The 20,836-nt window shown below is 68.2% G+C and carries 19 protein-coding genes and 1 pseudogene; 2 read left to right on the plus strand and 18 right to left on the minus strand.

Annotated features, from left to right (window positions below; all coding sequences use genetic code 11):
• Positions 1 to 99 precede the first annotated feature (99 nt).
• Entirely contained in the window at positions 100 to 1,485 is a 1,386-nt protein-coding gene (locus ACFO0J_RS04735; RefSeq protein ID WP_376811895.1) for a phosphomannomutase/phosphoglucomutase, read from the plus strand.
• A 55-nt stretch (positions 1,486 to 1,540) separates the two neighbouring features.
• Here ACFO0J_RS04735 and ACFO0J_RS04740 read toward each other — a convergent pair whose 3' ends face one another.
• The 10 genes from ACFO0J_RS04740 to ACFO0J_RS04785 form a co-directional block, all read right to left on the minus strand.
• The gene (locus ACFO0J_RS04740; RefSeq protein WP_376811896.1) at positions 1,541 to 2,341 is read right to left on the minus strand and encodes an HpcH/HpaI aldolase family protein; all 801 of its coding nucleotides are present in this window, start codon (positions 2,339 to 2,341) and stop codon (positions 1,541 to 1,543) included.
• Between the two features lie 19 nt (positions 2,342 to 2,360).
• Positions 2,361 to 3,215, minus strand: a complete 855-nt coding sequence (gene hpaH / locus ACFO0J_RS04745; RefSeq protein ID WP_376811897.1) for a 2-oxo-hept-4-ene-1,7-dioate hydratase — start codon at positions 3,213 to 3,215, stop codon at positions 2,361 to 2,363.
• Positions 3,202 to 3,588 (minus strand): 5-carboxymethyl-2-hydroxymuconate Delta-isomerase, encoded by a 387-nt coding sequence (locus ACFO0J_RS04750; RefSeq protein ID WP_376811898.1) that lies wholly within the window; start codon positions 3,586 to 3,588, stop codon positions 3,202 to 3,204. Before ACFO0J_RS04750 ends, hpaH begins: the two co-directional genes overlap by 14 nt.
• Positions 3,589 to 3,691: 103 nt before the next feature.
• Positions 3,692 to 4,543, minus strand: a complete 852-nt coding sequence (hpaD, locus tag ACFO0J_RS04755; protein ID WP_376811899.1) for a 3,4-dihydroxyphenylacetate 2,3-dioxygenase — start codon at positions 4,541 to 4,543, stop codon at positions 3,692 to 3,694.
• Positions 4,544 to 4,587: 44 nt separating this feature from the next.
• A complete protein-coding gene (hpaE, locus tag ACFO0J_RS04760; RefSeq protein ID WP_376811900.1) occupies positions 4,588 to 6,042 on the minus strand; it encodes a 5-carboxymethyl-2-hydroxymuconate semialdehyde dehydrogenase in 1,455 nt (484 codons plus the stop codon).
• A 12-nt stretch (positions 6,043 to 6,054) separates the two neighbouring features.
• Positions 6,055 to 6,825: a fumarylacetoacetate hydrolase family protein gene (locus tag ACFO0J_RS04765; RefSeq protein ID WP_376811901.1), complete on the minus strand. Its 771-nt coding sequence runs from the start codon at positions 6,823 to 6,825 to the stop codon at positions 6,055 to 6,057.
• Positions 6,822 to 7,487 (minus strand): fumarylacetoacetate hydrolase family protein, encoded by a 666-nt coding sequence (locus ACFO0J_RS04770; protein WP_376811902.1) that lies wholly within the window; start codon positions 7,485 to 7,487, stop codon positions 6,822 to 6,824. Before ACFO0J_RS04770 ends, ACFO0J_RS04765 begins: the two co-directional genes overlap by 4 nt.
• Positions 7,488 to 7,519: 32 nt before the next feature.
• Positions 7,520 to 8,845 carry a TRAP transporter large permease gene (locus tag ACFO0J_RS04775; RefSeq protein ID WP_376811903.1) on the minus strand — a complete coding sequence of 442 codons (1,326 nt, stop codon included), beginning with the start codon at positions 8,843 to 8,845 and terminating at the stop codon, positions 7,520 to 7,522.
• The gene (locus tag ACFO0J_RS04780; protein WP_376811904.1) at positions 8,842 to 9,402 is read right to left on the minus strand and encodes a TRAP transporter small permease; all 561 of its coding nucleotides are present in this window, start codon (positions 9,400 to 9,402) and stop codon (positions 8,842 to 8,844) included. Before ACFO0J_RS04780 ends, ACFO0J_RS04775 begins: the two co-directional genes overlap by 4 nt.
• An 18-nt stretch (positions 9,403 to 9,420) precedes the next feature.
• Positions 9,421 to 10,440, minus strand: a complete 1,020-nt coding sequence (locus ACFO0J_RS04785; protein WP_376811905.1) for a TRAP transporter substrate-binding protein — start codon at positions 10,438 to 10,440, stop codon at positions 9,421 to 9,423.
• Between the two features lie 133 nt (positions 10,441 to 10,573).
• Between ACFO0J_RS04785 and hpaR the strand changes: the two genes are divergently transcribed.
• A complete protein-coding gene (gene hpaR, locus ACFO0J_RS04790) occupies positions 10,574 to 11,041 on the plus strand; it encodes a homoprotocatechuate degradation operon regulator HpaR (RefSeq protein WP_376811906.1) in 468 nt (155 codons plus the stop codon).
• A 14-nt stretch (positions 11,042 to 11,055) separates the two neighbouring features.
• Here hpaR and ACFO0J_RS04795 read toward each other — a convergent pair whose 3' ends face one another.
• The 8 genes and pseudogenes from ACFO0J_RS04795 to ACFO0J_RS04830 all read right to left on the minus strand — a co-directional run bounded on the left by ACFO0J_RS04795 (position 11,056) and on the right by ACFO0J_RS04830 (position 20,626).
• Positions 11,056 to 12,171, minus strand: coding sequence for a glycosyltransferase family 4 protein (locus ACFO0J_RS04795; RefSeq protein WP_376812003.1), 1,116 nt, complete (start codon positions 12,169 to 12,171; stop codon positions 11,056 to 11,058).
• A gap of 255 nt (positions 12,172 to 12,426) precedes the next feature.
• Positions 12,427 to 13,452: pseudogene (locus ACFO0J_RS04800) on the minus strand (glycosyltransferase); the annotation flags it as partial.
• On the minus strand, positions 13,449 to 14,573 hold the full coding sequence (locus tag ACFO0J_RS04805; RefSeq protein WP_376811907.1) for a glycosyltransferase family 4 protein: 1,125 nt from the start codon (positions 14,571 to 14,573) through the stop codon (positions 13,449 to 13,451). The gene ACFO0J_RS04805 and the pseudogene ACFO0J_RS04800, both read right to left, overlap by 4 nt.
• Positions 14,574 to 14,635: 62 nt before the next feature.
• The gene (locus ACFO0J_RS04810; protein WP_376811908.1) at positions 14,636 to 15,763 is read right to left on the minus strand and encodes a glycosyltransferase family 4 protein; all 1,128 of its coding nucleotides are present in this window, start codon (positions 15,761 to 15,763) and stop codon (positions 14,636 to 14,638) included.
• A 45-nt stretch (positions 15,764 to 15,808) separates the two neighbouring features.
• Positions 15,809 to 17,152, minus strand: coding sequence for a murein biosynthesis integral membrane protein MurJ (gene murJ, locus ACFO0J_RS04815; RefSeq protein ID WP_376811909.1), 1,344 nt, complete (start codon positions 17,150 to 17,152; stop codon positions 15,809 to 15,811).
• 38 nt (positions 17,153 to 17,190) lie between these two features.
• A complete protein-coding gene (locus ACFO0J_RS04820) occupies positions 17,191 to 18,216 on the minus strand; it encodes an SDR family oxidoreductase (protein ID WP_376811910.1) in 1,026 nt (341 codons plus the stop codon).
• A 9-nt stretch (positions 18,217 to 18,225) separates the two neighbouring features.
• A complete protein-coding gene (tviB, locus tag ACFO0J_RS04825) occupies positions 18,226 to 19,500 on the minus strand; it encodes a Vi polysaccharide biosynthesis UDP-N-acetylglucosamine C-6 dehydrogenase TviB (RefSeq protein ID WP_376811911.1) in 1,275 nt (424 codons plus the stop codon).
• Between the two features lie 43 nt (positions 19,501 to 19,543).
• Entirely contained in the window at positions 19,544 to 20,626 is a 1,083-nt protein-coding gene (locus ACFO0J_RS04830) for an MraY family glycosyltransferase (RefSeq protein ID WP_376812004.1), read from the minus strand.
• Between the last annotated feature and the right edge of the window lie 210 nt (positions 20,627 to 20,836).

Consider the following 20,836-nt stretch of genomic DNA (forward strand, 5'->3'; position numbering starts at 1 on the left):
GGCGACGAGGTCCGGGCCTTTCGATGACAAGAACCTTCTATTCTAATCGGCGATAATGGCGCCAATGGCGATCAGCCGATCTTTCCGCCGGAATACCCCATGAGCGACCCCTTGCCTTCCGCCGTTTTCAAGGCCTATGACATCCGCGGCACTGTGCCCGGACAGATCAACGAGCCCTTCGCGCACCGCCTGGGGCTGGCCCTGGCGGCCCAGGCCCGGCGCGAGGGCGTGCGCAGCCTGGCGGTCGGCTACGACGGGCGCCTGAGCAGCCGCGGGCTGGCCCACGCCGTCAAGACCGGCCTGCACGCGGGCGGGATCGACACGGTGGACCTGGGCCTGGCGCACACGCCCCTGGTGTATTACGCCGCCTGCCGCGACGGCAGCGGTTCGGGGGTCGCCGTCACCGGCAGCCACAACCCGCCCGACTACAACGGCTTCAAGATGATGATGGCGGGGCGCACCCTGCACGGCGACGACATCCAGGCCCTGCGTCGAGCCATGGACGGCATCCAGGCGCCCACGGGCGTACAGCCGGGCCTGAGCGTCGCCACCGACCTGGCGGACACGTACATCCGCGAAATCGCCGGCCACGTGCGCCTGGCGCGTCCCATGCACATCGCCATCGACTGCGGCAACGGCGTGGGCGGCGTGACCGCCGCGCGCCTGTTCCGGGCGCTGGGCTGCACGGTGGACGAGCTGTACTGCGAGGTCGACGGCCTGTTCCCCAACCATCACCCTGATCCGGCCGACCCGGCCAATCTCCAGGACCTGATCGCCCATCTGCAGCGCACCGACTGCGAACTGGGCCTGGCCTTCGACGGCGACGCCGACCGCCTGGGCGTGGTCACCCGCTCCGGCCAGATCATCTGGCCCGACCGCCAGATGATCCTGTTCGCGCGCGACATTCTGCAGCGCCGGCCGGGCGCGGACATCATTTTCGACGTCAAGTGCAGCCGCCACCTGGGCCGGGCCGTCGTCGAGGCCGGCGGCACGCCGCTGATGTCGCAGACAGGGCATTCTCTGATCAAGGCGCGCCTGGCCGAGACCGGCGCGCCCCTGGCCGGCGAGATGAGCGGCCATATTTTCTTCAAGGAACGCTGGTACGGTTTCGACGACGGCCTCTACGCCGGCGCGCGCCTGCTGGAAATCCTGTCGAACAGCGACGACCCGGGCCGAACGCTGGAAGCCCTGCCCCAGGGGATCTCCACCCCCGAGCTGAAACTGCCCATGGCCGAAGGCGAACCGCACGCGTTCATCCAGCGCCTGCAGACCGAAGGCCGCTTTCCCGGCGCCACGGACCGCGTCACGATCGACGGCATCCGCGCCGAATACCCGGACGGCTTCGGTCTGGCGCGGGCGTCGAACACCACGCCGGTGGTGGTGCTGCGCTTCGAAGGCGACACGCCCGAAGCCCTGGCGCGCATCCAGGCTGAATTCCGCGCCGCCATCACGGCGCTGCTGCCGGGACGGACCCTGCCGTTCTAGGCCCTGCGCGCCCAGCGCGCCGGGGGCCGGTTCCAGGTCCCGGAACCGGCCTCGTTCAGTACCCGGTCCCGGTCGCCTGATCGGCGCCGGCGCGAAAAGCCTGGACCAGGCCGGCGGCCGACTGCCGCAACAGCAAGGTGTCCGTGCCCAGCGCAATGAACCGGGCGCCCGCCCGGGCATAGTCGCGGGCGGCTTCCAGTTGGGTGGCGAACACGCCGGCAGCCTTGCCGCTGCGGGCGATCTTCTCGATCGAATCGAGCACGGCGGTCCGGACTTCGGGATGATCCGAGCGCCCCAGGTGCCCCATCGAAGCCGCCAGATCCGACGGGCCGATGAACACCGCGTCCACGCCTTCCACCGCCAGAATGTCATCCAGGGATTCGAGAGCGGCGCGGGATTCCGCCTGGACGATCAGGCAGATCTCGTCATTGGCCTGCCGCACATAGTCGGGCACCCCGTTCCAGCGCGCCGCGCGCGCCATCGCCGTACCCACCCCGCGGATGCCGGCGGGCGGATAGCGGGTGGCCCGCACCAGGGCGCGGGCCTGTTCGGCCGACTCCACCATCGGCACCAGCAGGGACTGGACGCCGATGTCCAGCATCTGCTTGATGAGCGCCGGATCATGGTCGACGATGCGCACCAGCACGTCGGACGCGCCGCCCTGGAGCGCCCGCAACTGCGCCAGTACGGACCGCAGGTCGTTGGGGCCGTGCTCGCCATCGATCAGCAGCCAGTCGAAACCGGCGCCGCCGAGCAGTTCGGCCGTGCCGGGATCGCCCAGCCCCATGAACAGGCCGACGCGCGGGTTCCCTTCGCCGCGCAGCGCGGCCTTGAACGAGTTGTGGAGCGCGGACATGGAGAGTCCTCCAGAAGGTTCAGACGAAGCGGTTGGAGATACAGCCCAGCGGACCGTAATCGACGTGGAAGGTGTCCCCCGGCTGCGCCGCCACCGGCCGCGTAAAGGAGCCCGACAGAATCAACTGCCCGGCCTCCAGGCCGACCCCATGCGGGGCCAGCTTGCGCGCCAGCCAGACGATGCCGTTGGCCGGGTGATTCAGCACCCCGGCGGCCACGCCGGTTTCCTCGATCACGCCGTTGCGCAGCAAGAGCGCGCCGGCCCAGCGCAGGTCCTGATCCAGGGGGCGAATGGCCCGCCCGCCCAGCACCAGCCCGGCGTCGGCGGCATTGTCCGAGATCGTGTCCATCACCAGGCGCGGCCGTCGGCTGTCCGGATCGACGCGGTGGCAGCGCGCGTCGATGATTTCGATGGCGGGCATGACGTAGTCGGTGGCGTCCAGCACGTCGAACAGCGTCACGTCCGGCCCGATCAGGTCGCGGGTCAGGTGGAACACCAGCTCGACCTCGACCATGGGGGCGATGAAGCGATCAAACGGAATGTCCTGGCCGTTCTCGAACAACATGTCGTCGAGCAGCACCCCGTAGTCGGGCTCCGTGATCTGCGAGGATCGCTGCATGGCGCGCGAGGTCAGGCCGATCTTGCGGCCGATGACGCGACGGCCTTCCTGGAGTTTCAGGCGGATGCCCTCGCTCTGGATGGCGTAGGCATCCTCGATGGTGATGCCGGGATGGTCCAGAGAGGGCGCGCGCACCTGGGTTCGCGTGCGTTCGGCCTCGCGCAGGGAGGCGGCGACGCGGGCGATGGCGTCCCGGGACAGCGTCCCCGAAGCCGGTGCCCGCGCATGATCGGCGGCGGTGTCAGTGTTTAGCATAGCGGGCATGGATGTTGTTGTGCTTGAGCGTACCCGCCTCGGAAAATTCGGACAGTTCCAGGGACAGGGCCAGGGTGCGGCGCTGGAAGATCGGGTCGAAATGCCGCTTCATGACGTCGAACAAGGCCTGGGCGGTGTCGCGCACGGCCTGGGGATCGCGGCCCGCGCCGATCTTGACGGTGGCATGCACGAAGGCGTCGTCGTGATCGCCCTCGGCCACGCAGTATTCGTCCAGGCGCAGGGCGCGCGAACGGATGCCGCCCGGCGGGAACAGTCCGGTGTCGATCAGGACGCGGTTGACCTGGCGCAGCAGGCCGGGCAGGTCGCCGTCTTGAGCGAGATTGCCTGAATATTCGAAGATCAGATGTGCCATGGTAGGTGACCCAGGATGCGAAAGTCGGCCCCCGGCCCGCTGGCCGGGAGCGCCCCGCGCCGCCGTCCCTGAGAGCGCCGCGCGGGGTTCAAAGAACAGGAACTTACTGAACCGGCAGAATGGCGTTCAACTGGCCGGTACCCGAACTGCCGAAATACGGGGTGACGATTTCGGCCCGGCCCCGGTACTGGTCCCAGCCCAGAGCGCCCAGCAGCATGGCGGTGTCATGCATATTGCCCTCGCCGTGGCACTTGGCGTTGTATTCAGGCAGCATCTCGCAGAACGTCGCCCAGTCGCCGCGCTTCCACATGTCGATCACGGCATGGTCCACGGTTTCCAGGAACGGACTCCAGACCTTGAACAGATAGTCCTCCGCCACGCCGTTCTGGGCAAAGCGGTGCGACAGCGAACCGCTGGCGAGGAAAGCAACCGTCCCATCGTACTGCTCTTCGACCGCGCGACGCATGGCGGCGCCGATCTTGGCCGAGTCCGCCATATCGTGGACGGTGCACAGCGAAGCCACCGACACCACTTTGAAATGCCGGTCTTCGTTCATGTAGCGCATCGGCACCAGCGTGCCGTATTCCAGATTCAGGCTGGCGATTTCGTGCGCACGCGTACGCACGCCGGCCGCCGTGCTGGCGTCGGCCAGCAGTTTGCCCAGCGCCGGATTGCCGTCGTATTCATAGGCCATGTCGCGGATGAAGTGCGGCAGTTCATGGCTGGTGTAGACGCCCTTGAAATGCGGCGCGCAATTGACGTGATACCCGGAATTCACCAGCCAGTGCGTGTCGAACACCACAATCGTGTCCACACCCAGTTCGCGACAGCGGCGGCCGATTTCCTTGTGGCCGTCGATGGCGGCCTGGCGGCAGCCTTTGTGCGGCCCGTCCAATTCGGACAGGTACATCGACGGCACGTGCGTGATCTTCGCAGTCAAAGCAAGCTTACCCATGGTGTCTCCTCCGTAGGGGGATGATGAGGCAATGTTGGCCGGGTTCAAACGCCCCAGCGAGGGATCGGATGATCCCCGTATGAGATGCAGATGTTCTTGGCTTCGCAGAACACCTCGTAGCTGTAATGGCCGCCCTCGCGCCCGGTCCCCGAGGCCTTGACGCCGCCAAAGGGCTGGCGCAGGTCGCGCACGTTCTGGCTGTTGACGAACACCATGCCGGCCTCGACGCCGCGCGCCATGCGCAGGGCCCGCCCGGTGCTTTCGGTCCAGACGTAGGACGACAGCCCGTAGGGCGTGTCGTTGGCGATGGCCAGCGCCTGGGCCTCGTCGTCGAAGGGGATCAGGCAGGCGACCGGGCCGAAGATCTCGTCCTGGGCGATGCTCATGCGGTTGTCCACGTCGGCGAAGACCGTGGGCTGGACCCAGTTGCCGCGCTGGAAGGCCGCGCCCACGTCCGGCGTGCCGCCCCCGCACAGCAGGCGCGCGCCTTCGCGCCGGCCCGCCTCGATGTAGCCCGTGACCTTGCGCAAGTGATCGGCCGAGATCATCGGGCCGATGATGGTCTTGGGGTCCAGCGGATCGCCCACCGCCAGGCGTTGCGCCCGGGCGGCGAAATCCGCCTGGAAGCGCTCGTAGATGCCGCGCTGGACCAGGATGCGGCTGCCCGCCGTGCAGCGTTCGCCGTTGTTCGAGAAGATCATGAAGACGGCGGCGTCCAACGCCCGCTCGTAATCGGCATCGTCGAACACGATGAACGGCGATTTGCCGCCCAGTTCCATGGAAAATTTCTTCAGGCCGGCAGCGCGCACGATGCGGTGGCCGGTGGCGGTCGAACCGGTGAAGGACACCGCGCGCACACCGTCGTGCGACACCAGCGATTCGCCGGCCGTGGCGCCGTAGCCGTGGACGATGTTGAACACCCCCGGCGGCACACCGGCCTCCAGGGCCAACTGCCCCAGGCGGTCCGCAGTCAAGGGCGACAGTTCGCTCATCTTCATCACGGCCGTGTTGCCGAACGCCAGGCAGGGCGCCAGTTTCCAGGTCGCCGTCATGAAAGGCACGTTCCAGGGCGAGATCAGGGCGCAGACGCCGACCGGCTGCCACATCGTGACGTTCAGGTGGCCGGTGTCCGAGGGGTAGCTTTCCCCGTCCAGCCGCTGGATCTGCTCGGCAAAGAAATGGAAGTTGTTGGCCGCGCGCGGCACCAGCGCCTTGCCGGTCTGGCCGATGACCTGGCCGGTGTCCTGGGTTTCCAGGCGGGACAGCTCCGGCACGTCGCGCGTGATCAGTTCGCCCAGGCGATGCAGGATGGCGGCGCGGTCGGCGGCCGTCCGGGCGGCCCAGGCCGGAAAGGCCTCCTGGGCGGCCCGCACCGCCTGATCGACCTCGGCCGCGCCGCCGCCGGCGACCTCGGCCAGGACTTCACCCGTGGCGGGGTTCAGGGTTTGAAACACATCGGCGCTCTCGACTTCGCGCCCGGCGATCAGATGCTTGATCATGGAAGGCTCTCCCTAGTCAGCGATTTGGGTATGGGTCGCCTCGTCACCCACGATGGTGTTGACCAGGCAGCCCACGGATTCGATTTCGGTTTCGACCACGTCCCCGGGCCGGGTTTCGGCCAGCCCCTGCGGCGTGCCCGTCAGGATCACGTCGCCCGGCGACAAGGTCATGAAAGACGACAGATATTCGATCAGGAACGGGATATCGAAGATCATGTCGGCGGTCGTGCCCTGCTGCACGACCTGGCCGTTGATGCGCGTGCACAGCGCCAGGGCCATGGGATCGGGCACGTCGTCGCGGTCCACCATCCAGGGGCCGATGGGCGTGCAGCCGTCGCGGTTCTTGACCCGCAGATTCGGCCGGTACCAGTTTTCCAGGTAGTCGCGGATGGCATAGTCGTTGGCCACGGTGTAGCCGGCGACGTGCTCGTAGGCGCGTTCGCGGCGGATGCCGCGCCCGCCCCGGCCGATGACGACGGCGAGCTCGCATTCATAGTGCATGCTGCGCACCCCGTCCGGACGATGGGTGATGGCCCGGTGGCCGATGAAGGTATTGGGCCCCTTCAGAAAGACCAGCGGAACCTCGGGCGCCTTGAAGGCCAATTCCGCCGCGTGGTCCGCATAATTCAACCCCAGCGCGAAGGCCGTAGCGATCCGCACCGGCGGCAGCCAGATGACTTCCTCGGCAGGCGCTGCACGGCCATCGGCCAGACGCAGAACGCCGTCGTCCTCGACCGTGACCGGGCGGACCGCCCCCTGCCAAGCGATGCGTGCGTGCCTCATGCTGATGCCTCCTCGGTTTCTACGGTGAATGCCAGCCGGGCCAGACCCGGCACCTCGACACGCACGTGAGCGCCCGCCTGGGCCACGGGCGATTGGTAGACGACCCCTGTCAGCAGCACATCGCCCTGGCGCAAGGTCATGAATTCGGTCACGTCGGCCAGCAGCCGGGCCGGCGCGCGCAACAGATCGGCCAGGCGGCGCTCGTCCGAGGGGACGTCGTTGATCCAGGTCCGCAGCACCAGGGACGACAGTTCGCCGATCGCGCGCGACGGCAGCAGCCGCATGGGCAGGGATCCGTCGAAGCATTTCTGGCGGATGGCCGGCCGGTAGTAGTCGGCATGCGGCAGGCTCAGGTCGGCGGCCAGCAGGCAGGCGTCAACGGCCTCCAGGGCCGATCCGGGCCGCAGCCGGGCGGCATCCCGCCCCATCCGCAAGCCGATGACGGCGCCGATCTCGACCGCGTGTTCGCCGGCCGGCAGCCGCACGACGCCGCCGTCCGGCGCCCAGGTGTTGCGCGGCTTGAGATACAGGGCCGGGGCCGCCGGCAGTCCCTTGTACGGCGGCTGCTGCGCGGCCTCGCCCAGGCGCGACACGCTGGCGGGATCGTTCATGATGACGCCGTACACGGCGGCGTCCGGAGTCAGAATGGGGTCGGTATGCATCTTGTTTCAACGACAGTTGCCGGGTATGGGCGTCAGCCCAGGACGTGGATCAGCCACAGCGTAATGCCGGGGAAGAAGGCCAGCACGATGATCCGCAGGAAATCGGACGCCAGGAAGGGCATCACCCCCAGCGCCGTTTCCTTCATGGAAACATCCTTGGCCAGCTTGTTGATGATGTACAGGTTCATCCCGACCGGCGGGTGCACCAGGCCGATCTCGACCACCATCAGCGTCATGATGCCGAACCAGACGGACTTGTCGCCCGCCGACAAACCGAAGAAATCCAGCCCCATGATCATGGGATAGAAGATCGGGATCGTCAGCAGGATCATGGCCAGCGAATCCATGACGCAGCCCAGCAGGATGTAGATCAGCAGGATGGCGAACAGCACCATCATGGGCGACAACCCGCTGTCGATGACCCACTGCGCCAGTTGATGCGGCATCTGCGACAGCGCCAGGGACGAATTCAGCAGGTCCGCGCCGATCAGCACCATGAAGATCATGCCGGTGACCCGCGCCGTGCCCAGCAGGCTTTGGCGGGAGCCTTCCCAGCGCATGCCGTTGGCCAGCGCGATCAGGCCGCAGGCCCCCGCCCCGATGGACGCCGCCTCGGTCGGGTTCGCCCAGCCGCCGTAGATGCCCACGACCACGACCACGAATACCAGCATGATGGGCACGGTCCGCATCAGCGCCGCCATCGCCTCGGCCCTGGGGGCCTTGGTGCCGGTGGGCCCGGATTCGGGATTGCGCGTGACGAGAATGCGGATCACGATCAGGTAGCCCAGCGCGGCCAGGATGCCGGGGATCACGGCGGCCATGAACAGCTTGCCGATGGAATCCTGGACCAGCACCGCGTAGATGATCAGCGGCACCGAGGGCGGGATCAGGATGCCCAGCGTGCCGCTGGCCGCCAGCGTGCCCGTGGCCAGGCGCCCCGAATAGCCGTGCGCGCGCAATTCGGGCAGGGCCACCTGGCCCATCGTGGCGGCAGTCGCCAGCGAGGATCCGCAGATGGCGCCGAAGGACGCGCAGGCCGCCACCGAGGCCATGGCCATGCCGCCGCGCCAGTGGCCGATCAGCTTGCCGGCGGCGTCGAACAGCGCCTTGGACAGACCGCCATGGGTGGCGAACTGCCCCATCAGGATGAACAGCGGCACCACCGCCAGATCGTAGTTCGACAGACGCGCATAGACCAGGTCGCTGAGCGTGTACAGCAGCCCGTTCCAGGCCCAATCGCTGGAAACCACGTAGATGGCCGCACCGGCCAGCAGCATCGCCACGGCGATCTGCACCCGGAACACCAGCAATACCAGCAGTCCCGCAAGGCCGCTCAGGCCCACCAGAATTCCACTCATGCCGACACCCCATGATCCACAGCCATCTGTTCACGACGCCCCAGATACCGGGCATGACCCAACGCCGCCCGGACGCGCCAGAGCGCGCACACGGACGTCAGCAGCAGGCTGGGCACGATGGCCGCCACCGGGATCCAGATCGGCAGCCCCAGCAAGGTGGTGAAATCGCCCGTCTCATGCAGATGCAGGGCCGACAGCGCCGTGCGCCAGGCCAGCACCAGCATGACCGCCACCAGCAGGCACTCGCAGCACGCGTCGAGGCGGCTCTTGGCGGTCACCGAGAGCCGCTCGGTGAACAGATCGACCCGCAGGTGGTCGCCCACCAGCGTGCAATACGGCAGGAAGGCCGCGGCGGCCACCGCCGTCCCCACCTGCATCATCTCGACGTCACCGGTGACCGAGCCGAAACCCAGCTTGCGTCCGATGATCGAGACCAGCGACATGCCGACCAACAGGATGAACAGCACCCCGCCCCCCAGGGCCAGCCCCGTGGACAGCCGATTCAGGATCGGCCAGCCCCGGCTGCAGCGGGCCTGTTCGGTTCCGGTGTAATCCATGATCTGCGCCCGGACCGGTTATTGACGCGCCAGCGCGTGCGCGGCTTCGGACAGTTTGGTGCCGTCCAGGCCCTTCTTGTCCATTTCAGCGCGCCACTCGGCGTCGACCGTGCGGGCGGCGTTCTTCATGGCGCTGAGATCGGCTTCGCTGAGGTCGACCACCTGGCCGCCGGCGCTGCGCACCTTTTCCTGGGTCTTCACGGCCACCTCATCCCAGACCTTGCCGAAGCGCTCGACCAGCGCCGCACCGCTATGGCGGTCGATGATGGCCTTCAGGTCGGGGGCCAGACCGTCGTATTTCTGCTGGTTCATCAACAGCACCAGCACCGTGGCGGCCGGATAGGCCTGGCCGGCAGCGGGTTGCGTATGGTATTGGGTGACCTCGTCGAGCTTGGTCGGCAGCACGACTTCCCAGGCGCCCATGGCGCCGTCCACCACCCCCTTGGAAATGGCTTCGGTGACCTGGCCCGGCGGCATGGAGACCGGTTCACCGCCCAGCGCGGCCAGGGTCTTGGAGGCCATGCGCGTGGGCGTGCGCAGCTTCAGGCCCTTGATGTCTGCGAGCGTGGCGATCGCCCGCTTGGACGTGTGCAGGGCCACGCCGCCGTCCACGTGCACGGCCAGGACCTTGTATTTGGAAAATTCCTGCCGGGCATATTGTTCGTAGAAATTCCAGGCCGCCCGGCTGCCGCTGGCGGCATCGCGGACGACGAAAGGCAATTCCATGGCTTCGATCGCGGGGAAGCGCCCCGCCGAATAACCGGGCGCCGTCCAGACGATGTCGGCCACGCCGCGCAGGGCCTGGTCGGCCAACTGGCCCGGCGTGCCGCCCAACTGCATGGCGGGGTAGAACTGGCAGGCGATGCGCCCGGACGACTCCTGGGCCAGCGTGGCGCACCAGGGTTCGAGTACCATGCGTTGAGAGGGGGCGGCCGACGGCAGGAAATGCGCAATCTTCAAGGTGACTTCTTCCGCGGCGGCGGGATTGCCGATGAAAGCGGCCAGGGCCAGGGCCAATGCGGCGTAGCGTCGTTGCATGTGTCTTCTCCGGATGAGTATGGGTTCCATGAACATGAGCTGGATTCAGCTATTATTCACTAACATGTTATTGTTATTTGCAGGCACTATAAAGCTAACATATTAGTAAGTCAAGCACAGCAACCGGACCACCATGAGCAAAACGAAAATCCACCGCAACCTGCCGCAACTTCTGCTGAGAGCGCGCGACGTCCTGCTGAGCCACTTCCGGGGCATCCTGACGCACTACGGCCTGACGGAACAACAATGGCGGATCGTCCGCACCCTGCGCGAACAGGGCCCCCTGGAGCCCAATCAGTTATGTGATGCCTGCCAGATCCTCAGCCCGAGCATGGTCGGGGTCCTGAGCCGGATGCAGACCCAGGCGTTGATCGTGCGCGAACGCGCCGCGCACGATCAACGCCGCATCATCATCAGCCTGACGCCGCAGGGCCAGGCGATCTATGAACGCGTCGCGCCGCTGGTCGAGGCCCAATACCGCCTGATCGAAGACACCATCGGCCACGACCTCATCGACCAGACCTATGCCCAGATCGACCGCCTGCTGAGCGCGCCGCTGGATCAGGTCCCGGCCGTCGAGCTGCCGCCCGTGGAGGATTGAAGGCGCGTATCCGGCTATCGCCCGGCCAGCGACCGGTATACGTCCAGGTGAGCCTGGACGATGCTGCCCAGGCCGAAATCGCGTTCCGCCAGCGCCCGTCCCGCCGCGCCCATGCGGCCCCGCAAGTCCTCGTCCGCAGCCAGCGCCGCGACGACGTCGGCCAGGGCGCGGGCATCCCGGGGCGGCACCAGCATGCCGCTGATTCCGGGTTCGATCGCGTCCCGGCATCCCGGCACGTCCGTGGTCACCACCGGCCGGCCGCAGGCCGCCGCTTCGATCAGGGACTTGGGCAGGCCCTCGCGGTAGGACGGCAGCGTCACGATGTGGGCTTGCGCATAGAAACCCGCCACGTCGTCGCATTCGCCCACGTAATCGATGGCGCCTTCGGCCTGCCAGCGCAGCAGCTCGTCGGTCTGCACGGACGCGGGGTTTTCCAGGTCGAGGCTGCCGGCCAGACGCCAGCGCAGGCCCTCGCCCCGACTGGCCGACAGGCGGGCCGCCTCGACGAACTCGCCCACCCCTTTATCGCGCAACAGGCGCGCGGCCAGGGCCACCGTCACCGGTCCCTCCGGCCAGGGCGTCGGCGCAAAGCGATCCAGATCGACACCCGAGCCGCGCAGCAGCACGGCCTGGCCGGGGCGCACGGCGCCGGCCCGTTCCAGCACGTCACGATCGGCGGTGTTCTGGAAGATCACCCGGCTGTTCGGATGCCCCAGGGCCAGGCGGTACAGGATCAGGGCCAGGCGCTTGAGGAGGCCCCGGAGACCCGATCCCTGGATGAATACGTAGCCCAGGCCGGAAATCGCCGCGACGTAGGCCGGCACCCCGGCCAGTCGGGCGGCGATGCCGCCGTAGAGCACGGACTTGAGCGTGACGGCGTGCACCAGATCGGGGCGCACCCGGCGGAACAGACGCCAGATCGCCCACAGGCTGCGGGCCTCGGTCCAGGGCCGCATGCTGGTGCGCGACAGAGGCAGGACGTGGTGCGTCAAGCCCAGGGCCTCGAGCTGCGCCACGGCCGGGCCGCCCATGGAGGCGACGTGGACTTCGTAGCCCGCATCGCGGGCGGCCAGGGCGACCGGCAGCCGGTGCGACACCAGGAACGCCGGATTGGTGATGAAGAACAGCAGGCGCGGGGCCGAGGCGGCCTCGCCCGTTGAAGCGACGCCCGACGCCGAGGCCGCTGCGGCGCAAGCCGCCGCAGCATTCGGACCGTCCTTCGCCCGCCCCGCCCCGGCCGCCGGGAAATCGGCGGCCAGCCTGCGCCAGACGGTTTCGTAGCGATCCACCATGGCCTGCAGACTGTAGCGCTGCTCGACAGACACCCGTGCCGCGTCGCGGCGCGCCGGCCAGTGCGGATCGCGCACGGCGGCCACCGCCTGGTCGATGGCGCCCGCCAGGGCCGAGGCATCCCCCGGCGGCGCCACCCAGCCGTGTTCGCCCACGATGTCGGCCGCGTCGCCCACGTCGGTCACGACGCAGGCCACGCCGGAGGCCATCGCCTCGGACACCACGTTGGGAAAGCCTTCGGCCTTGCTCGACAGCACATGGATGTCCAGCGCCCGCATCAGCGCCGGCACATCGTCGCGCCGCCCCAGGAAGATCAGGTGATCCAGCAGACCGTAATGCCGCGCCAGGGCGATCAGCTCGGCGTTGTCGCGCGACATGCCCAGGCCGATCAGCACGCAACGCAGGTCCGGATGGGCGCGCACGCACAGGGCCAGCGCCGCCAGCAGGTTTTCATGGTCCTTCAGCGGATTCCAGCGCGCCACGCTGCCCAGCAGCGGCGCGCCCTCGGGCACGCCCCAGCGGGCGCGCAGTTCGGCGGCGCCCGCCGCGTCCGGATGCCAGACGCCCAGGTCGTAGCCATTGGGCACCACCAGCACCCGGTCGGCGCGATAGCCCCAGCCCCGGTGGACCTCGGCCGCCTTGCGGGCGCAGGCGACGATGACGCCCGGCACCCAGCCCGAGACGCGGGCGCAGGCCCAGGCGGCCAGGCGGGAGGAGCGGCTGCTTTCACCCAGGCTGACGCCCGAATTGCGCACGCCCCAGGCCACGGCGCGGATACCGGCCAGGCGCGCCGCCAGGCCGGCGATCAGGTCGGCGTGGTACATCCAGGTCTGCACCACATCGGGACGGCGTTCGCGCAACAAGCGGAACAGCCGCCACAGGCCTCGCACATTCCCGCCCAGACCCTGCATGTCCAGGCAGATCACCTCGACGCCGGCCTCGCGCAGCCGCGCGCCCATGACGCCTTCGCCCCGCATGGACACCACCGTATGCCGCACCGTGCCGCCGGGCGCCGTGGCCAGGCGGAACAAGACGGTCTCGGCGCCGCCGTGCAGCAGGCCCGAAATCACGTGCATCACCTGCAAGGGATGGTCAGGCTGCCCTGCCTCGTGTTCATTCATGAAGTTTCCTTGTCCTCGCCGCACTGCGTGCCGTCCGTGTCCGTCCAGGCATCATCCCAGGCCCGCAAGACGGCGTCCAGCCCATAGCGGGACCGCACCGACTCGGCGGCCGCCCGGCCTCGGGCCTCGCGCTCGGCCGGGTCGGCGCCCATGACCCGCAGCAAGGCCTGCCGCAGGGCCGCCTCGTCGTCCAGAGGGACCAATTCCGCCAAGCGGCCGTTCCGCGTCAGTTCCGACGGCCCCGAGGGGCAGTCCGTCGCCACGCAGGGCAAGCCCAAGGCCATGGCTTCGAGCAGCGCGTTCGGAAAACCTTCGACGCGGGAATTCAGCACAAAGGCATGGGCCGTGGCCAGGTCTTCCCAGGGCGTCCGGCTGAAGCCGGGCAGCCGGACGCGGGATTCCAGCCCCAATGCGCGGACACGCTGCAGACAGGCCTCGCGTTGCGCGCCGTCGCCCCAGATGCATAAATCCCAGTCCGGGCACTGCGGCGCAATCGTGGCGAAACATTCGATCAAGCGGTCGAACTGCTTGACGGGATTGAAGCGTCCCAGCGCAGCCAGGGTATAGCGCGGTCCCGGAGGCTCCTGGTCCCGGCGCTGCGGCAACCCGTCGGGCAGCGGATTGGGAATCACCGCGAGACGGCGCACGCCCGGCGCGACCTGCAGCAGATGCTGCGCGCTGCGACGTGTCTGTACGGCGACGCGACGCGCCCAGGGATAGGTCCAGCGCCGCAGGCGGCGCAGGCTGGCTTCCAGATTGACGCTATGCGCCGGGTCGGTGCGTTCACCCACGACGATCGGCAGGCCCAGGCCGCGCAGGGCCAGCAGCGCCGTCACGTTGACGTTGGTCAGAAAGGACAGCACCCGGTCGGGACGGGATTCCCGCGCCAGGCGCCGCAAGGCGGCGAGCTTGGCCGCCGGACGCAACCAGGCCGGGCCCCGCATCAAGTCGGCCAGCCACAGCAGGCGCACGCCCGGGTCCAGCGCCTGATCGCAGCGCCCGCGGCCGGAATAGCAGCACACCAGGGTGACCTCGTCGCCGCGCCGCGCCCAGGCATTGGCCAGGGTGGCGGCCACGCGCTCGGCGCCGCCCCCGTGCATGGAGCTGACGAGGAACAGCATCCGCCGCGGCCGACCGGCCCGGGCATCGCCAGCAACCGCATGCGGATCGCCCGGCGCCGTCATCAGTTGACCCTTTCGCCCTGGAACACCTGTTCCCACAGCGCCATGATGCGGGCGGTGCCGAAGCGATCCCGCGCATCGACGGCGCGGCCCGCCAGGCGCGACCGCAGCCCGGCGTCCGCCATCAATTCGGCCAGGCCGGCCGCCAGGGCGTCCGGATCGTCGATCGGCCGGACCAGCCGGCCGTCCAGGCCTTCACGGATGATTTCCCGCGGGCCGGTGTCGCAATCGGTCGCCACGCACGGCAGGCCGCAGGCCATGGCTTCGATCAAGGTATTGGACAAGCCTTCGGCCTGGGAACTGAGCACGTACAGGTCCGCCGCGCCGTACCAGGCCGCCATATTGCCGACACGCCCGGGCAGGCTGACGCGCTCGCCCAGGCCCAGTTCGTCGCGCAGGGACTCCAGCGCCTCGCGCTGCTCGCCCTCGCCCAGAATGGTCAGGTCCCAGTCGGGGAACGGCGCCGCCAGTTGGGCGAAGGCCCGCAACAGGCCGTCGAACCCCTTGACCGGATGCAGGCGGCCCACGGCCAGCAGACGACGGCGGCCGGGCACGCACGGCGGTTCCAGCAGCGGCTCGCCGTCGACCAGCGGCCAGCGCACGGCATTGGGGATGACCTGGGCGCGCACGCCGGGCAGATGCTCGTCCAGCCACTGCGCCGTGCCCCGGGTCAGGGCGACGACCGCGTCAGCGCGCGGATAAGTCGAGCGGCGCAGCCGTTCCCAGAAAGCCGGCAGCGACAGGCTGGGCGGATGCGCGTGCTCGGTGGCGATCACGCGGGCGCGCCCGCGCGCGGCCAGCACCGCCAGCACCGAGCCGCGGGTCATCATACCCAGCACCACCGCCGGACGATGGCGGCGCACCAGCCGGCGCAGCGCCCATACCCGCAGCAGATTGCCCCACAAGGCGCCCACCGGGCCCGCGCTGTCGCCCGCCAGCCCCAGCGCATGACGCTGCACGCCGTCCGGCAGCGGATAGGCGTCCTCGCGGCCATCGGTCTGGGTCACGATCATCACCCGGCAGCCGCGTTCCCGCCAGCCGGCGGCCAGATCCACCGCCACGCGCTCGGCGCCGCCGCCTCGCAGCGAATGGATCACGATCATCAGGTCGATCCGTTCCACGTTCATCATGTCCCCTTGACGCTGCGCTTGGGACAGCCCGGCACGCTCACGACTTCACTCCTTTGACGGCGGCACACGCCAGGCCAGGCCCAGGTAGCACACATAAGACAAGGCGTACATGCAGGCGGTCGCCAGCATGATGCCCGCCGCGCCCATGGACGGCGCCAGCACGGTATTCATCCAGGCCTTGATGCCGAAATTCAGGACGGCGATGGCCGCCATCCAACTGTAGCGGTTCTGGCTGGCCAGCAACTGCACCAGGATCAGCACGCCGAAATAAAACGGCAACTGCAACATCCCCCAGCGCAGCACGTGCGCCACGGCGACCGTATCCTGCGCCGTGAAGGCGCCGCGCTCGAACAGCAGCGACACCAGCCAGGGCGCCAGCCACCAGCCGATCAGCACCACGAGGGCGCCCAGCCCCAGCAGCACAAACGACCATTTCAGCGCCATGGCACGGGCGTGCCCCGCGTCGCCCCGGGCCTGGATGTCGGCCAGCACCGGCAGGGCCGCGCGGCCGACCGAGGCCGCCCCCAGGCCGATCATCAGCGACAGCAGCCGCGCCGCATAGCCCAGGGTCGCGTTGGCGTTGGCGCCCAGCTTGGCCGCCGTGTACTGGTCGATCGGACCGACGAAGCTCATGGCCAACTGGCCGACCAGCATGATCCCGGCGGCAACCGCCAGACTGGACCACTGCGGCGCGCGCCGGCTCAGGCGCGGCCGCACCGGCACACCATCCGCGCGCCGCGCCAGAATATCCTGCCACACGGCCTGGACGGCATAGCCCAGCAGCGTGCCCCAGAGCAGCGGCAGCACCCCGGCGTCGGCCGGCGCCGCCAGCACACAGACCAGGATCGCCACCGCCGGCACGCTGTCGAGCAGGGTGTTGATGTGACGTTCGTGCGCCCGCAGGCGCGCCGCGCCCAGGCCCATCCAGACCGTGAAGAAGGCGGCCGGCGCAAAGCCCAGGATCAGCAGCAGGCTCATGTCGCGCACGGTGGGCGACAGCCCCTGCCCCGCCACGTCCAGGACCATCGGCCAGGCCAGGCCCAGCAGGACGGCCGTCACGGCCCCCAGCACCCAGGCCCAGCCTTGCAGTTCGCCCAGGAAGCGCCCGTGCTCGGCGGGATCGTCCTGACGGCTGCGCACCAGGGCCGGGATCAGCACCACGGAACAGGCGCCGACCAGCGTCACCGGCAGCCAACTGGAGATCGTCAGCGTGAACTGGTAGGCGTCCACGGCGTCGCTGACGCCGTAGCGGTAGGCCACCGCCATTTCCTTGAACGCGCCCACGGCCTTGCCCATCAACAGGAAGAAGGCCACGCGTGCCGCCCCCAGGGCGATGCGGCGATGATCGTCGTGCAACTCCGCCAGCCGGCGTTTCAGCAGCGCGAACACGTCAACAAGCCCTCACACGTCGATCCCGCACACCCGGGTCAGCTCAGGAACTGGACGTACCAGGGCATGGCGACTTCCAGGCCCTGCAGGATGTTGAATTGCGGCTCGTAACCCAGCAGGCCGCGCGCCTTGGCGATGTCGGCCTGGGAATGGCGCACGTCGCCCGCACGGAAATCGGCATGGCGCGGCGCGCGCGCATAGGCCACGCCGTTGCGCCCCAGAATGCCGCGCAGGTGCTCGAACAATTCGTTCAGCGAAGTGCGGGCATTGAAGGCGACGTTGTAGACCTGGTTCGTGCCCTCAGGGCCGGCCAGGGACGCCAGCACATTGGCCTGGACGACGTTGTCGATGTAGCAGAAATCGCGGCTGGTCTCGCCGTCGCCGTTGATCACGACCTCCTGGTCGCGGATCATGGACGACACCCACTTCGGGATCACGGCCGCGTAGGCGCCGTCCGGGTCCTGGCGCTGGCCGAAGACGTTGAAATAGCGCAGGCCCACGGCCTTGAAGCCATAGGCGCGGGCGAAGACGTCGGCGTAGAGCTCGTTGACGTACTTGGTGACCGCGTAGGGCGACAGCGGCTTGCCGATCAGGTCCTCGACCTTGGGCAGGCCGGGGTGATCGCCGTACGTCGAACTGGAGGCCGCGTAGACGAAGGATTCGACCTGGGCGTCGCGCGCCGCCACCAGCATGTTGAGCTGACCGCCGACGTTGACCGCATTGGTGGTCAAGGGATCGTTCAGCGAACGCGGCACCGAGCCCAGCGCGGCCTGGTGCAGCACGTGGCGCACGCCCTTGACCGCCTGCTGGCAGGTCTCCAGGTCGCGGATGTCGCCCTCGATGAAGCGAAAGCGCGCCCATTGCGCGGGACTGACGCGGGACTCGACCTCGTCCAGGTTGTGCTGGTAGCCGGTTGAAAAATTGTCCAGGCCGACGACCGTCTGGTCCAGCCCCAACAGGGCTTCGAGCAGATTGGAGCCGATGAAGCCGGCGCAGCCCGTCACCAGCCAGGTGCGGGGCTGCGCCTGGAGTTCAGCCCGGACGGTTTCGTAGCGAGAAGTCATGCAAAAGCCTCAGAGACGCAGGTCGGACTCGCCGGCGGCGAGTACGTATTTCAGGTCGTACAGCACGTGCTCGGGCTTGCCCAGCGCGCGCAGCGCGGCGGCCCCCATGGCGGCGAACTGCTCGTGCGCCACCGCCAGGATGATGCCGTCATAGGCGCCTTCGGCCGGCTTGGAGACCGGCTTCAGGCCGTATTCGTGCTGCGCCTCGGCCGCGTCGACCCAGGGGTCGTAGACGTCCACGTCGATACTGTATTCGCCCAGTTCGCGCACGATGTCCACCACGCGGGTGTTGCGCAGATCGGGGCAGTTTTCCTTGAAGGTCAGGCCCATCACCAGCACGCGCGAACCCTGCACCTGGATGCGGCGCTTGGTCATGGTCTTGACCAGTTGGGACACCACGTAGCCGCCCATGGAATCGTTCAGTCGGCGGCCGGCCAGGATGATTTCCGGGTGATAGCCGATGGACTGCGCCTTGTGGGTCAGGTAGTACGGATCGACGCCGATGCAGTGGCCGCCGACCAGGCCCGGCCGGAACGGCAGGAAGTTCCATTTGGTGCCGGCGGCCTGCAACACGTCCAGCGTGTCGATGCCCAGGCGGTTGAAGATCAGGGCCAGTTCGTTGATCAGGGCGATGTTCACGTCGCGCTGGGTGTTCTCGATGACCTTGGCGGCCTCGGCGACCTTGATCGAGGGGGCCTTGTGCGTGCCCGCCGTGATGATCTGGCGGTACAGCGCATCGACCAGTTCGGCGACTTCGGGCGTCGAGCCCGAGGTGACCTTGCGGATGGTGGACACGCGGTGCTGCTTGTCGCCCGGGTTGATGCGCTCGGGGCTGTAGCCTGCGTAGAAATCGACGTTGAACTTCAGGCCGGAAATGCGCTCCAGCACCGGCACGCAGACTTCTTCGGTCGCGCCGGGGTAGACCGTGGATTCGTAGATCACGATGTCGCCGCGCTTGAGGATGCGGCCGATGGTCTCGCTGGCGCGCTCCAGCGGCGTCAGGTCTGGCTGCTTGAACTCGTCGATGGGCGTGGGGACGGTGACGATGAACACATTGGCGGCGGCCAGTTCGGTGGGTTCGGCCGAATAGCGCAGTTGCCTGGCCTCGGCCAGTTCAGGGCCGTCGACTTCCAGCGTATGGTCACGGCCGGCGCGCAGTTCCTCGATGCGCCGCGTGTTGATGTCAAAGCCCAACACGTCGCGGTGCTTGCCGAATTCAACGGCCAGCGGCAGGCCCACGTATCCCAGGCCGACAACAGCCAGACGGACGTCCTGAATGTTCATTTGGTTCTCCCCGGCATCAGCGCCGATTTGACGATATGAAATTTTAATCGCGCCGCACGCCCCGGCCCAGGGACGGCAGCAGCAGCCAGCGCGGCCGCTTCCAGGTCACCAGGCGGATGTACAGCCAGATGTAGGCTGCCGCGAAGGCCCCCATGCTCAGGCACAGCAGCCAGGCGTTGTCCCACCAGAGCGTGGCGGGCACCAGCCCGATCAGCGCCAGCACCCACAGATAGGGCGAGGTCATGGCGTTGCACAGCGCCGGCAGCGCATGGCGGCGGTCGCGGCTGAAGGTGATGCGGACCAGGCGGCGGAACACCAGTTGATGCAGGTGCAGCGCGTCGGGCTGGTCGACCGGCACACCGCGCTTGAACTTGCGGCGCCAGATGGAAAACAGGGTTTCGAAGACCGGGTAGAACAGCACGGCCAGCGCATAAAAGGGCGACACCCCGGGATTGCGCACCACCAGTTGCACCGCCAGCTCGGCCAGCATGAAGCCGACGAAATACGCCCCACCATCGCCCAGGAAGACCCGGCCGAAGGGAAAATTCCAGACCAGGAAGCCCAGCGTCGCGGAGGCCAGGGACGTGGCAATCAGGAAGATGGGCATGTCCTGGACTTGCCAGGCGACCAGGGCGAGCGACACCGCCATCAGGGTGGCGATCATGCCGGCCAGGCCGTTCATGCCGTCGATGATGTTCAACGCGTGGGTGCAGCCGCCGACCGCCACCATGGTGAACAGCAGTGAAATGATCGGCCAGGCCGACAGCAGCGAATCGGCCCATGACAGGCCCACGCGCGACACGCCGCCCAGCAGCCACCAGGCGATGGCGGCCGATACGAAGGCCGCCAGCAGGCGCTTGCCGGAACCGATGTCTTTGGTGATGTCTTCGAGCAGGCCGGCGACGAACACCGGCAGCGCCGACACGAACAGGGCCGGCCACAGCCAGGTCAGGGTCATATTGCTGGGACCCAGCACCAGCAGGCCCGCCAGACTGCCGGCCACCACCGCCAGCCCGCCCACCCGGGGCGCCGCGTGGGCATGCATGGCCTGGGGCTTGTGCATATCCGTGTCGCCCGTCAGGCGACCGTGCCAGCGTTCCGATACAACGATCAGGCCGCCGACCATGAAGGCGACAATTCCGATAATGGGCCAGCCGAGCGTCGCGGACAGATTGGAGGCGTTCAAGTCAGACCTATTTAGGCAAAACGAGATTATCGGCCAATTTTGTAACTTGTGGTGCGGCGCAGCGGATACAGATGCAACAAAAGGGTCCCGCAGACGTGAGGCGTCCGCGGGACCCGGCCTGGTGCTCCCCGCCGGCCGGCGCCGGCCGGA

This window comes from Castellaniella hirudinis, assembly GCF_042651965.1.
Classification (GTDB): Bacteria; Pseudomonadota; Gammaproteobacteria; order Burkholderiales; family Burkholderiaceae_B; genus Castellaniella; species Castellaniella hirudinis.